We start from the raw sequence: 12328 nt of genomic DNA on the forward strand, positions 1-12328 counted from the left end.
TGCGGCAAAGCGGTACTCAACACCACTACTCAAAAAACACCGACTGAAAATCGCAAGCTACAGCTTCGCGCGTGCGCGCGTCACCGAGTATTGCAACGTGGAAGGCTGCAGCATCGCATCGAAACTCACCGGTTCTTCCGCCGGATGAACCACCAACAGCGCCTGAATCGCGAAGTTCAGCGCATTGGTGGATTGTTCGTTCAATTCGAGCGTGACCGCTACCTGCTGCAAGCGCGGCTCATGCCGTGCAATGGCCTGTTGAATCGATTTGCAGATGAACGTGCGGTCGTAATGGCTCGCAAGGCTCAAGCCCGCGAAATCGTTCAGGCCGTACGTGAGCACCGAGCGCTGGCATTCCGGCAGCGCCGCCAGTTCGTGCTCGGTCAGCGCGATGCGCGTATTCAGGATCGCCTCGACGTCGCGCGCGACGGTGCTCTTCAATTCTTCCAACGACAATTGCCGCATCGCCGGAGATGCCGGCAGATGCGGTTCGTCGTCGAACAGCTTGTCGAGAAAGCTGGGTTCGAAGCGTTTCATCAGCGTCCGAAGAAACGGATCGATGCAAGGCACAAACGGCGCGCGGCAACTCTTTCGAGCCGCGCACGCCGCGTGCGCCCGTGCATCAGACCGCGTACGTCTTGTCGTTCTTCGTGAGGCTCCACGCGCCTTGCGCGTTGCCGCCCTGGTTGCCGCCGATCTTCTGCTGCGTGTATTTCCACTGCACGGCAGCGTACTTCAGCGAGAACTGTTCGGTCGGCAGGCCTTCGCCCACCACGCTTGGCGTCACGCTCGAAATGATCACGTACTTGAGCTTGACTTCCAGGTACTTGATGCGATTGCCTTCGCCATCCGAACGCATGAAGTCGATCGTGACTTCGTCGAACGTCGTGCCGCCCGACGCGTGTTGATAGATCAGCGGGCTGACCACGTCGATGTCTTTCGTGAACTGCATGTCGGCATGTTCGCAGCGCTCGGAGGTGTGACCACCTGCCGTCGAAGCCGTTGCCGAACGCGGTTGCGTGATCGAGTGGCTCCACGAATCGATTTCGATCCAGCCAGCATGATCCTTATCGGCGGACTCGCCCTTGATGGCCGGATTGCCGAATTTTAAATAGATATCCTTCATAACTCATCGACTCCCCAAAGAGGTGGTTTTGACAGCTAACCCGGGCGGCCAGCCCGGGTTTTCTGACTGGCTTTATGAATTAGCCGGTTTCGGCAGGTCAGCGACAAGCCGCAAAGAGATCGACAGCTCGTCCAGTTGAAAGTGCGGACGCAGGAATGCGACCGAACGATACGCACCAGGCTTGCCCGGAATCTCCGAGACCTGGATCGACGCCTCGCGCAGCGGGAACTGCGCCTTCTGCTCCTGAGTCGCGTTGTCGTCCAGCAGCACGTACTGCGAGATCCAACGGTTCAGGAATACTTCGACGTTTTGTGCAGACGCAAAGCTGCCGATCTTGTCGCGCATCATCGCCTTCAGGTAGTGCGCGACGCGCGATACCGAGAAGATGTACTGCAATTGCGCGGACAGGACCGCGTTGGCATTCGCGCTGTCGGTGCTGTATTTCTTGGGTTTCTGCACCGATTGCGCGGCGAAGAACGCGGCGTAGTCCGAGTTCTTGCAGTGCACGAGCGGAATGAAACCGAGGTCGCTCAGTTCCTTTTCGCGGCGGTCGGTAATCGCGATTTCGGTCGGGCATTTCAGCGCGACTTCGCCGTCGTCGGTCTTGAACGTGTGGGTGGGCAGATCTTCCACCAGACCGCCGCCTTCCACGCCGCGGATCGCCGCGCACCAGCCGAAGTCGTCGAATGCCGCCGTCAGGCGTGCGGCGAACGCCCACGCCGCGTTACACCACAGGTATTTGCTGTGATCCGTGCCGTCCACGTCTTCGACGAAGTTGAAACCCTCGGCCGTGGCGCCGTCTTTCGGATTGAACGGCAGGCGGCCCAGAAAACGCGGCAGCGTCAGACCGACGTAGCGCGAATCTTCGGCGTCGCGGAACGACTTCCACTTCGCGTATTCGACCGTGTCGAACACCTTGCCGAGATCGCGCGGCTTGCCGAGATCGGCAAAGGTATCGAGGCCCATCAATTCGGGCGACGCCGACGCGATGAACGGCGCATGCGCGGCCGCGGCAACGTGCGACATCTGTTCGATGAAGTACATGTCTTCCGGCTGGCGCGTCACTTCGAAGTCGCCGACGATCGTGCCGAACGGCGAGCCGCCGAAGGTGCCGAATTCTTCTTCGTAGATCTTCTTGAAGAGCGCGCTCTGATCGAATTCGATCGCGGTCTTGAAGTCGCGCACCAGGTCGCGCTTGGGCGCATGCAGCGCCTTGATCTTGACCGTTGCGCCGGTATTGCTTTCCTTGCACAGATAGTCCAGACCGCGCCACGTGCTTTCCATGCGCTGGAATTGCGGCGCGTGCATCACCGCGCTCAACTGCGCGGAGATCAGGCGGTCGAGTTCGGCGACGCGTGCGTCAATCGTGGCCGACAGGTTGTCGGACACCACCACCGTGCCGTCGAGCACCTGATGCACGAGTTCGCCGATCAGGTCTTTCGCGCGCGCGTGCTCGGAATCGGACTTCGCCACGCGGCTTTTCTCGACGATTTCGTCGAGCAGCGTGGATTCCGTGCCGCTTTGCGCGGTAGCGAGTTGGGCTGCTGCCGTTTGCTGATTCATCTCACACCCCGTGCTTATTCGCCCTGCTTGTCGTGGTCCGGCGCGCCGCCGTGGTGGTCCGCCGCGTTGCTCTGGTCTTTCGCCAGCGTTTGCAGCTGCTGCGTGTTGTTGAGCACTTCGCTCAGCAGGTCTTCGAGTTTGTCGTTGCCGGCCAGCTTGTTGCGCAGATCGGCGAGCTTCGAACGGGCTTCGAGCAGGCGCCGCAGCGGTTCGATTTGCGCGACCACTTCGTCTGGATTGAAATCGGCCATCGACTTGAAGCGCAGGTCGACGGCGAATTTGCCGCCGGCTTCGCTCAGGCGGTTTTCCACCTGAAACGCGGCGCGCGGCTCGATCGCCTTCATCACGTCGTCGAAATTATCGCGGTCGATATTGACGAACTTGCGATCGCGCAGCTTCGGCTGCTCGACTTCGGACTGCCCCGCCAGATCGGCGACCACGCCGACGACGAACGGCAACTCCTTCACCTCGATTGCATCGCCGCGCTCGACCTCATAGGTCAATTGAACGCGGGGCGGCCGCACTTTTTGCAAGCGTTTCTGGATGCTTTCTTTTTTCGCCATCGTCGGCTCCCGGTGCTGATGGATCAGGCGTGTGGATCAGCGCAGCGCGCTGAACGGATCGGACGCGCCGCCGCTTTGCGCGGCTTTGGCGGGTGCGGCAGGCGCTGCCGGCGCGGCGGGAGCAGCCGGCGTGGCGGCGGGCGCCGCGGCGCTGGTGGTGGCGTCCGGCGTATCCGCAGCAGGCTTGCCCTTTGCGACGTGACGAATGACGCGCTTCTTCTTCACCGCCTGCTTGTCGCTCGGGTCGGGCGGGAACAGCGTGGCTTCGCCGAGCGTGTCGCGCAGTTGCTTGGCGAGCGCTTGCGCGTCCGACTTCGCATCACCCGCGAGCGACGCGTCCTGACGCAATTCGCCAAGCGATTGCGTGGCGACGCGCAGGCCGGCCACCGCCAGCACGCTCTTGGCCTGACGATCGGTCTGGTCGCGTTGCAGCGCTTCTTGCGCGGCCACGATTGCCTGACCGTAATGACCTTGTGTGAACTGAATCTGCGCAATACGCGACCACGGTTCTTCACGCGTCGGATCGGATTTGGAAAGTTGCTGATAAAGCGCGATAGCGCGATCCTGATCACCGCCCTTTGCGACGGTATCGGCATCCGCGAGTTGCTTATTAAAAGCCTCCGGTGTGGTCGCCACGTTGCCTTGTGTCGCGCAACCGGCCATCACGCCGCATGCCAACACAACCCCAGATATTTTTACTAACAGACGCTCATTCATCGTTTTTCACCGACGTGCGAATTTTTTAATTCAAGGAGAAACCGGAGTTTTGCTTTGCTTCAAGTGCGCGGGTATAGTACAGGCCAATTTTCGATAATTCAACTTTCGTGTGAAGAAGGATTGCACAAAAAAAATGCATGTGGATCATTTAAAGGAAACATGCAGAAATTGTTTCCTGTTGCAATAGCGGCAATGCGGGTACCGGAAAAAATTTCCACTCATAGGCCGCAAACGCAGGAGCACCGGTAGTTACATGCACTTTGCATAAAGCGGCATTACGCGGCATAGCGTGGCTGCAAATTTGCCGGAATGATTTCGTTATTGGTGTTTTGACGGGGGACGGCGCCGAGCCGGTCGATGTATATGAATTCGCGTGTTATTCGCTATGCATCGCTATTGATTGCCAATGCGGCGGCCTGCGCGCTGCTGGGCGGCTGTGCCGCCGGCGTGACGGTGCTCGGAGCCGCTGCCAACGCGGCTTTGCAGGCAAGCGGCCTCGGCAAGCCAGACCTGCCGGATGCCCAGAAACCGCCGCGCGATGTCGGCCTTACCTTATATGCCGCGCCGAATCTGAATGCCGCGAATGACAAACGGCCATTGGCGCTGGTGGTACGGCTTTACGTGCTGAAAGACCCGACTTCATTCCAGCAGGCGCCATTCGACGCATTTACCGATCCGGCCAGGGAGAAGACCACATTGGGCGGCGATTTGCTGGGCGTGCGTGAAGTCACATTGATCCCGGGCCAGCGCTACGTTGTTACCGAAAAAGTCTCGCGTGAAGCGCAGGCATTCGGTATCGTCGCGCTATTCCGCGATCCGGCGATGCAGCGCTGGAAATTCGCCTTCGACCCGGCGAAGTCGGAGAAATCCGGCATAATGATCGGCCTGCATAACTGTGCAATGACGGTCACTAACGGCACTGTGATCCCGCCAGAACAGGGATTGCCCGCGCAACCGCTGAATATGCTTTCTTCGGTAAGCTGCGGATAAAGATGCCGGTCAAATACGATTTAACAGTTTTTAGAGAATTAACAATGCGGCGCTCGAATCGGTTATCTCCGGGTGCGCCACACGCTGAACGCATATAACAGGTTTGAGATGAGTTATTCCGCAAAAGTGCTCTGGGGGGAAGGCCTGTTTCTAAGGCCGCAGCATTTTCAGCGTCAGGACGCCTATCATGAGGCGCGCCTGTTCGAATCGATCCAGGCGATCCAGCCGTACAACTGGGGCGTGCGTTCGGCGCGCTTCGACCGCGACGCGCTCGGCAGCAACGTGCTACGCGTGAGCGAACTCTCGCTGGTGTTCCCCGACGGCGCGCTCTACTCCGCGCCGCAAGCCGACGACCTGCCGCCGCCCATCGCGCTGGATACGCTGCCCGACGGCATCAACGAATTTACGTTTTATCTCGCGCTGCATCCGCTGCGCGAAACCGGCGCGAACTATGCGCAGGACAGCAACGCCGGTTTCGTGTCGCGTTACGTCAGCGAGCAGACGCCGGTGGCCGATCATTTCACGGATGCCGCCGAAGCCGACATCACCTTCCTGAAGACCAGCGTCAAGCTGATCGCACATAGCGAGCCGCGGGATCAACTGCTCTCGGTGCCGCTCGTGCGTGTACGCCGCACCGCTACGAGCGGTTTCGAAATCGACGACACGTTCGTGCCGCCCTGCCTCGCTATCGACGCCTCGCCGATCCTGCATCAGCGCTTGCGTCAACTGATCGACGCATTGCAGGCCAAGGTCAACGCGCTGTACGGTTTTCACCGCGAGCCGACCAAGAACATCATCGAGTTCCGTTCTGGCGACATCGCGTCGTTCTGGCTGCTGCATACCGCGAGCGCGGCATTCGCTTCGCTCGCGCATCTGTACCAGCATTCGGCGCTGCATCCCGAACGTCTGTTTCAGGAACTGTTGCGCCTCGCCGGCCAGTTGATGACGTTTTCGAAGGGCTATGCGCTCTCAGATTTGCCGGCGTATCGCCACGACGATCCGGGCCCCGGCTTCGCGCGTCTCGACACGATCCTGCGCGATCTGCTCGAAACCGTGATCTCCACGCGCTACTTCGCGATCTCGCTCGAGGAAGTGCGCCCGTCGTTCCATGCGGGCCGTCTCGACTCGGGCAAGATCGACGACAAGACCCTGTTCTACATCGCCGTGTCGGCGGACATGCCGACCGCCGAACTCGTGGAAGCCGTGCCCGCGCGCTTCAAGGTCGGCGCGCCGGACGACGTCGACAAACTGGTGCTCTCGGCCATGCCGGGCGTGCGGCTCGTCTACACGCCGCAGGTGCCGCCCGCCATTCCGGTCCGTCCGGGCGCGTGCTACTTCTCGTTCGAATCGCGCGGCGCGCTGTATGACCGTATGTTGCAGGCCCAGTCGGCAATGATTTACGCGCCGTCGGGTATCAACGATCTTCAACTCGAACTGATCGCCGTCACATCATGAGCTACGCGCCATCCCTCTTTGGCGGCAGCACGCCTACCGCCACGCCCGCACCGATCGTCGAGCCGAGCTATCAGGTCCGCTCGCTGCTCGACCTGCTGTACGACGGCTTCTTCATGCTGTTCCTGTTGAAGAATGGCCGCGAGCCCGGTGACGCGCAGGAATTCAGCCAGCGCATCCAGCAGTTTCTCGGCGACTTCGAGCGCGGCGCGAAGAAGCTCAATGCGTCGGCCGAAGATGTCTACGCGTCGAAGTTTGCGTTCTGCGCGGCGATCGACGAATCGGTCTTGTCGTCCACGTTCAGGATTCGCACGGAATGGGAGCGCCGGCCGCTGCAATTGGTGCTGTTCGGCGAACAACTGGCGGGCGAGAAATTCTTCCAGTATCTCGAGGAGTGCCGCGCACAGGGCGCGGCGCGTTTGCAGTCGCTCGAGGTGTTCCACATGTGCCTGCTGCTCGGCTTCCAGGGCAAGTATCTGCTCGAAGGACCGGAGAAGCTCGCCTACCTGACCGCGCGCATCGGCGACGAAATCGCGCATTTGAAGGGCAAGCGCGCGCAGTTCGCGCCGCGTTGGCCGCTGCCCGATCAGGTCGCGCATCGTCTGAAACGCGAGGTGCCGTTGTGGTCGATCGGCGCGGTGTTCGCGCTGGTTGGATTGCTGGCTTATCTCGGGCTGAATACGTATCTGCGCGATCAAACCTTGCGCTCGCTCGCGCCGTATTCGCAGGTGGTCAAACTCGGGCCGCAGTCGGCTACGTTGACGATTTCGTTGCCTTAAGCCTGCGCCGACCAATAAGTGAAAATGGCCCGCATTTGCGGGCCATTTCCGTTTGGCACTGATGAAGCAAAGCTTACTGCGACTCTTCCGCCCACACGGCATTTTCGCGCGCCATGAGCGCCGTCGACGCAGCCGGTCCAAACGTGCCCGCCGTATAACCGCGCGGCTTTTCGCCCGATTTGCCCCAGCCTTCCAGAATCGGTTCGGCCCACGCCCATGCCGCTTCGAGTTCGTCGCGCCGCATGAAATGCGTGAGGCGTCCGCGAATCACATCAATCAGCAAGCGCTCATACGCTTCCGCGCGACGCTCGGTGAAGGCCTGCTGCAAATCCAGATTCAGATTCACCGGCAGCATGTGCATGCCGCTGCCCGGCTCTTTCGCGAGCACCTGCAACTGGATCGATTCCTCCGGCTGCAACTGGATCACCAGACGATTGCCGTAATTGCGCCCGCCCTTCGGAAAGATCGAGAACGGCAGTTCGGCGAATTCAATGACGATCTCCGACACCTTCTTCTGCATCCGCTTGCCGGTGCGCAGGAAAAACGGCACATGCGCCCAGCGCCAGTTGTTGATATGCGCGCGCAACGCAACGAAGGTTTCGGCGCGGCTGCCCGCCGGCACGTTGTCTTCCTCCTGATAACCCTTCACGGCCTCGCCGTCCACGGCGCCCGCGGTGTACTGGCCGCGCACGGTATCGCGCGCGATGTCCTCGGGCGTCATGGGCCGCAGCGAACGCAGCACCTTGAGCTTTTCGTCGCGGACCGCGTCCGGGTCGAGCGACACTGGCGGCTCCATCGCGACGATGCACAGCAGTTGCAGCAAGTGGTTCTGCACCATGTCGCGCAGCGCACCGGTTTTATCGTAGAAGCCCGCGCGGGTGCCCACGCCGACCGTTTCCGCCACCGTGATCTGCACGCTCTTGATATACGGCGCCTGCCATAGCGGGCCGAAAATCGGATTGCCAAAGCGCAGCACCATCAGGTTCTGCACGGTTTCCTTGCCGAGGTAGTGGTCGATCCGGTAGATCTGCGCTTCGTTGAAATGCTTGCCGACCGCCGTGTTGATTTCCTGCGCGGACGCCAGATCGTGACCCAGCGGCTTCTCGAGCACGACGCGCGAGTTATCGTCGATCAATCCCGCTGCAGCGAGGTTGTCGCAGATGTTCGTGAACAGATCCGGCGACGTTGCGAGATAGAACACGCGGCGCACGCCTTCGCGCGACGTCTCTTTCAGGCGGTGGTAGTCCTCGACCGAGTCGACGTCCATGCGCACGTATTCGAACAGCGCGAGAAATTTGTCCCAGGCGCCGGCATCGAACGCTTTCTTTTCGATGAAGGGCTTCGCCTTCAGCTCCATGAATTCGTTGATGTACTCGTCACGCGACCAGGGCTTGCGGCCGATCGTGAGAATGCGGGTGTCCGGCGGCAGATTGCAGTGCAGATGCGCCATGTAGAGCGCGGGCAGCAGCTTGCGAAACGACAGGTCGCCGGTGCCGCCGAAGATGATCATGTCGAGCGGCAGGTCGGGAGTGGCAGAAGCGTGGTGGGTCGTCATAGCGCGGTCGCAGCGTCGTGATGGATAAGGCGTCGGTCAACGGGCAGAAAAAAGCAGCAGCGCCGTGCCGGCGGGCCGGCACTTTTTCTGGCAAACGCCTATGGTGCAACGTTTTGAGATTGTTTGCACGGCAACATGTGCCTCAGGTTAGCGCAATATGCCAACCTGGCGCGGTAAAGGCCTGTTTTCAAGGCCTTTTTCTGCATTCGCGGGCACGCCCTATCCTGTTGCAAAGCACGCCCGCGGTCGCTCAGGCGGCCCTCTCATGCACGCTTTTTCGCCAAGCCTTCAACCACCTGACAACAACTCGCGCGCCACGCGGCACGCCGCCAGATCCCACGCAGCACAGCCGACGCTTTTAAATACGATCGGTTTTTTTTGCTGCAACAACGCTGCATCGTCGAGCACCGAGGCAATGCCCCCGACCTGAGCCCAGTCCACCCCAGCCTGAATGAAGTCGCCGGCTTCGTGGCGCGCGCCGGCCTCATCATCGACGAAAAGCGCGCTGCCGCCGAGGGTACGCGCGCCGATCTCGACCATCGCCGGCGTGAATGCGCCGACGCCGATCACGAGTCGCTCCACGCGCGCCGCTTCGTCGTAGACGGGCTGTCTGCTCGTGGTCAGCGTGATCACCACGTCGACCGAATCGGGGATCGTGGCGCCGGGTTGCGTCAGCGGTTGAAGATCACGCGCCTTGTCCTGATGCGCAGCGCAAAACGCCTCGGCGCGCGCGGGCGCACTGCCCTTCACCCACACGCGCGCGTCGGGAAACAGTTCGCCGATCGCCTCCAGATGGTTGAGCGCCTGCGTGCCGGTGCCGATCAACAGGAATTCGCGCGGCGTGCCGGCGGCGAAGGTGTCGACGCCGAGCATCGAGATCGCCGCCGTGCGGCGTCCCGTCACGGTCGGGCCGTCGAGGATGAAAAGCGTCTCGCCTGTGTCGGCGTCGAACGCCATTACTTTGCCGTGGATGGTCGGCAGGCCACGCGCGCCGTTGGCCGGGCACACGTTGACTAGCTTGTGGATCGCGAGATCGGGCGCGGTTGCGGGCATCGACAGCATGATGCCGCCTTCGTTGAGCGGCACCACGAGCCGCTCGGGACTCGCGATGCGCTGCTGTGCGTAGTCGATGGTCGCGCGCTTGAGTGCGTCGACGAGCGCGGCATAGGGAATCAGCCGCGTGGTCGCGGCGGCGTCGAAAGTCTGCGTGCTCGGGTGGGTCATGGGCAGGTCGTTCCAGTCCTTGGCAAAAGGTTGAGTTCGAATGGGCTAGCAGGCGGCGGGCGTTTCGTTCGGCTGGCGCGACGACTGGATCACCATCAGCAGATCGCCCGCCTCGATCGGACACGGCTCGTCTTCGTAAAACGACAGCACGCGCCCCGCGCGCACGAGACCCACCACCACCGCGCCCGGCAGCGCATTGCTCCAGCGGCCGACTTCCTGCGCCGTCGCCTGACGTTCGACCAGGTTGACGCGGCCGCGTGCCGACAAAAGATCGTTCACGAAGGGCACGATGTATTCGCTGTCGACCGCATCGGCGAGCAGCAAGCCGCCGATCTTGGTCGACGAGACGATCACGTTCGCGCCGGCCTGGCGCAACTGGCGCTGATAGGTCTGCTCCTGAATCCGCACGACGATCTTGGTCTGCGGCGCGACGCTGCGCACGGTCAGCGTGAGCAGGATTGCGGTCGCATCGTCGGTGACGGAGATGATGACCGCGCGGGCAATGTGCACCTGCGCCTGCTGCAACAGATCTTCGCGCGACGGATCGCCGAGCAGGCCGGCGACGCCCAGCGCCGTGGCCGCTTCGAGCGCCGCCTGCAGCGGATCGATCACGACGATCGATTCCGCGACGAAACCGCTTTCCAGCAACTCGCGCACCGCGACCGAACCGCTCAATCCATAGCCGCAGACCACGACGTGATCGCGCAACTGCTTTTGCAGGCGTTTCATGCGGAATTCCTCGATGACGCGTTGAATGACGAATTGATAGGCGGTGCCGAGAAACACGAACCAGATGACGATGCGGATCGGCACGATGAAAAAAGCGTCGATGAGCCGCGCGCGGGCGGTCACCGGCACGATGTCGCCATAACCGACGGTAGCTACCGTCACCATCGTGAAGTACATCAGATCGACGATGCCGAGGACTTTGCGGTTGGCGTCGCGCAAGCCGTCCCGATCGAGATAGAGCACGGCGAAGGCGAGCACGCACAGGCCGACCACCAGATAGACGCGATGCAGCAGCATGCGCTGCGGCGACGCCGCGGGTTGCGTGAACAGCGTGCGGGCGCGCGGCGCCTGCCAGGGCGTGCGGGCGCGGCGCGGCAACCGGAAGCGCGGCGGACGTGGCTCCGGCTTGGGCGAATCAGGCACGCGGCGGCTCCAGGAGTCGAGGACAAGCGATTCTACGACGCCGGGCGCGCCGTGGGGCCGGATCGCGAAAGCGCGACGGTAAGTCGCGAGGCGACGGGCGGCTTAGCAGCGGCCTGGCGAACGGTTGAAGATGGTATCGGCACAGCCTGATCAGCCGCGCGCAAAGCCATACATTGAAGCTTACTCACCCAAAGCCAGCCGCGCCGCCATCACTGCGACGTGTCTTTTTCGCCGCCCTTCTTGCCGCCCTTGAACATCGCGCGGCATGCCGGGCTGAGTTCATCGACATGCTGCTTCATGCAGGCGGTGATCTTGTCTTCGTTGGGAATGTCGGCGGCGCAGAAATGCATGGCGTCGCCACGGCAGGCCTTGGCCTGATCGTCGCGGCTGGCAGCGTCCGCCGAGGCGGCGGAGCCAAGAGCAAGCAAGCAGGCAGCAAGCAGGGCGTAGGTTAGATTCATGGCGGTTCCGTAGCGCAGAAGTCGGTACCCGCTATCCAGCAGAAAACGGGCCCGATCATCGCGCTCACCGGGCGACCCACCCGCCGCCCGCCGCGGCTAGCGCGCGATCCGGCTGAGTGTCATGCCGCGCCCGGCGTAGAAACGCGTCATGGTTTCGAACGGTAGATACACATCGGCCTGATGCGGCGCGATGCCCGAGGGATTGTGAAACCACACGCCATCGCGGCCGCGTCCGTGCAGCAGGATCAGATGGCCGCCCTGGCGCTGATTGGGCCGCTCGGGATAGCGGATTTCGGGACTCACGGAGACGATCGCGAGCGTCTCGGCGTTCAGGCGCGCGGCCATATCTTCGATGGACGCTTGCGGCAGCACGTCGACCTGAACGCCGAACGCGCCGGCTACCCAATCGGCAAACGGCCGGTAGATCAAACCGTCGACGCCGCCATCCTCGCGCGTGCGATACACGCCATGCCGCAACGCTTCGTCGAGCAGTGCGGCACGCGGTGCGTGTTCGATGCGCCAATAGTCGAGCGCCGACTCGAGGCACGTCAGGCCGCACAGCCGTTTGGCCCAGAAGCGGTAACGCTCGGGATCGGAGAAGCCGCTGCGCTGCCAGCCGGGATCGTCGCACGGATCGCCGCGCTGCTCGACGATCCGGCCGACCCATTCGGGGCTGCCCCATTGCGTGTAGTACGGCACGCCGGCGTGGCGCAAGTTCGGTTCGTTCATCGGTAGTGCGGCAGGAA

The 12328-nt window shown here is 62.1% G+C and carries 13 protein-coding genes; 3 read left to right on the forward strand and 10 right to left on the reverse strand.

What is annotated here, in order from left to right; all coding sequences use genetic code 11:
* Positions 1-57: 57 nt before the first annotated feature.
* The 5 genes from tssE to PQR32_RS27945 all read right to left on the reverse strand — a co-directional run bounded on the left by tssE (position 58) and on the right by PQR32_RS27945 (position 3969).
* Positions 58-537, reverse strand: coding sequence for a type VI secretion system baseplate subunit TssE (gene tssE, locus PQR32_RS27925; RefSeq protein ID WP_408234528.1), 480 nt, complete (start codon positions 535-537; stop codon positions 58-60).
* 85 nt (positions 538-622) lie between these two features.
* Positions 623-1126: an Hcp family type VI secretion system effector gene (locus PQR32_RS27930; protein ID WP_020070381.1), complete on the reverse strand. Its 504-nt coding sequence runs from the start codon at positions 1124-1126 to the stop codon at positions 623-625.
* 72 nt (positions 1127-1198) lie between these two features.
* Positions 1199-2689, reverse strand: coding sequence for a type VI secretion system contractile sheath large subunit (gene tssC / locus PQR32_RS27935; RefSeq protein WP_408234531.1), 1491 nt, complete (start codon positions 2687-2689; stop codon positions 1199-1201).
* Positions 2690-2703: 14 nt separating this feature from the next.
* Positions 2704-3252, reverse strand: a complete 549-nt coding sequence (tssB, locus tag PQR32_RS27940; protein WP_408234534.1) for a type VI secretion system contractile sheath small subunit — start codon at positions 3250-3252, stop codon at positions 2704-2706.
* Between the two features lie 36 nt (positions 3253-3288).
* A complete protein-coding gene (locus PQR32_RS27945) occupies positions 3289-3969 on the reverse strand; it encodes a tetratricopeptide repeat protein (protein WP_408234537.1) in 681 nt (226 codons plus the stop codon).
* Positions 3970-4332: 363 nt separating this feature from the next.
* Between PQR32_RS27945 and tssJ the strand changes: the two genes are divergently transcribed.
* The 3 genes from tssJ (at position 4333) to icmH (ending at position 7190) form a co-directional block, all read left to right on the forward strand.
* Positions 4333-4959: a type VI secretion system lipoprotein TssJ gene (gene tssJ, locus PQR32_RS27950; protein ID WP_408234540.1), complete on the forward strand. Its 627-nt coding sequence runs from the start codon at positions 4333-4335 to the stop codon at positions 4957-4959.
* 108 nt (positions 4960-5067) lie between these two features.
* A complete protein-coding gene (tssK, locus tag PQR32_RS27955) occupies positions 5068-6414 on the forward strand; it encodes a type VI secretion system baseplate subunit TssK (protein ID WP_408234543.1) in 1347 nt (448 codons plus the stop codon).
* On the forward strand, positions 6411-7190 hold the full coding sequence (gene icmH / locus PQR32_RS27960) for a type IVB secretion system protein IcmH/DotU (protein ID WP_408234546.1): 780 nt from the start codon (positions 6411-6413) through the stop codon (positions 7188-7190). Before tssK ends, icmH begins: the two co-directional genes overlap by 4 nt.
* Before the next feature lie 73 nt (positions 7191-7263).
* Here the strand turns inward: icmH and zwf are convergent, their stop codons facing one another.
* From zwf to PQR32_RS27985, 5 genes are all read right to left on the reverse strand, one after another.
* Complete coding sequence (gene zwf / locus PQR32_RS27965) at positions 7264-8745, reverse strand: glucose-6-phosphate dehydrogenase (RefSeq protein ID WP_408234549.1); 1482 nt, start codon at positions 8743-8745, stop codon at positions 7264-7266.
* A gap of 288 nt (positions 8746-9033) precedes the next feature.
* Positions 9034-9969, reverse strand: a complete 936-nt coding sequence (gene lhpI / locus PQR32_RS27970) for a bifunctional Delta(1)-pyrroline-2-carboxylate/Delta(1)-piperideine-2-carboxylate reductase (protein WP_408234552.1) — start codon at positions 9967-9969, stop codon at positions 9034-9036.
* 45 nt (positions 9970-10014) lie between these two features.
* Positions 10015-11121, reverse strand: a complete 1107-nt coding sequence (locus tag PQR32_RS27975) for a potassium channel family protein (RefSeq protein ID WP_408234555.1) — start codon at positions 11119-11121, stop codon at positions 10015-10017.
* 209 nt (positions 11122-11330) lie between these two features.
* The gene (locus PQR32_RS27980; protein WP_408234558.1) at positions 11331-11582 is read right to left on the reverse strand and encodes a hypothetical protein; all 252 of its coding nucleotides are present in this window, start codon (positions 11580-11582) and stop codon (positions 11331-11333) included.
* Positions 11583-11678: 96 nt separating this feature from the next.
* A complete protein-coding gene (locus PQR32_RS27985) occupies positions 11679-12311 on the reverse strand; it encodes a C39 family peptidase (RefSeq protein WP_408234561.1) in 633 nt (210 codons plus the stop codon).
* Positions 12312-12328 lie beyond the last annotated feature (17 nt).

The organism is Paraburkholderia dipogonis, assembly GCF_046027395.1.
Classification (GTDB): domain Bacteria; phylum Pseudomonadota; class Gammaproteobacteria; order Burkholderiales; family Burkholderiaceae; genus Paraburkholderia; species Paraburkholderia dipogonis_A.

Excerpts from the sequence above, each read along its gene's own strand:
- tssK (WP_408234543.1), top strand. The coding sequence starts at position 5,068 with ATGAGTTATTCCGCAAAAGTGCTCTGGGGGGAAGGCCTGTTTCTAAGG.
- PQR32_RS27930 (WP_020070381.1), bottom strand. The coding sequence starts at position 1,126 with ATGAAGGATATCTATTTAAAATTCGGCAATCCGGCCATCAAGGGCGAG.
- tssJ (WP_408234540.1), top strand. The coding sequence starts at position 4,333 with ATGAATTCGCGTGTTATTCGCTATGCATCGCTATTGATTGCCAATGCG.
- tssB (WP_408234534.1), bottom strand. The coding sequence starts at position 3,252 with ATGGCGAAAAAAGAAAGCATCCAGAAACGCTTGCAAAAAGTGCGGCCG.
- PQR32_RS27980 (WP_408234558.1), bottom strand. The coding sequence starts at position 11,582 with ATGAATCTAACCTACGCCCTGCTTGCTGCCTGCTTGCTTGCTCTTGGC.
- PQR32_RS27985 (WP_408234561.1), bottom strand. The coding sequence starts at position 12,311 with ATGAACGAACCGAACTTGCGCCACGCCGGCGTGCCGTACTACACGCAA.
- tssC (WP_408234531.1), bottom strand. The coding sequence starts at position 2,689 with ATGAATCAGCAAACGGCAGCAGCCCAACTCGCTACCGCGCAAAGCGGC.
- lhpI (WP_408234552.1), bottom strand. The coding sequence starts at position 9,969 with ATGACCCACCCGAGCACGCAGACTTTCGACGCCGCCGCGACCACGCGG.
- tssE (WP_408234528.1), bottom strand. The coding sequence starts at position 537 with ATGAAACGCTTCGAACCCAGCTTTCTCGACAAGCTGTTCGACGACGAA.
- icmH (WP_408234546.1), top strand. The coding sequence starts at position 6,411 with ATGAGCTACGCGCCATCCCTCTTTGGCGGCAGCACGCCTACCGCCACG.
- PQR32_RS27945 (WP_408234537.1), bottom strand. The coding sequence starts at position 3,969 with ATGAATGAGCGTCTGTTAGTAAAAATATCTGGGGTTGTGTTGGCATGC.
- zwf (WP_408234549.1), bottom strand. The coding sequence starts at position 8,745 with ATGACGACCCACCACGCTTCTGCCACTCCCGACCTGCCGCTCGACATG.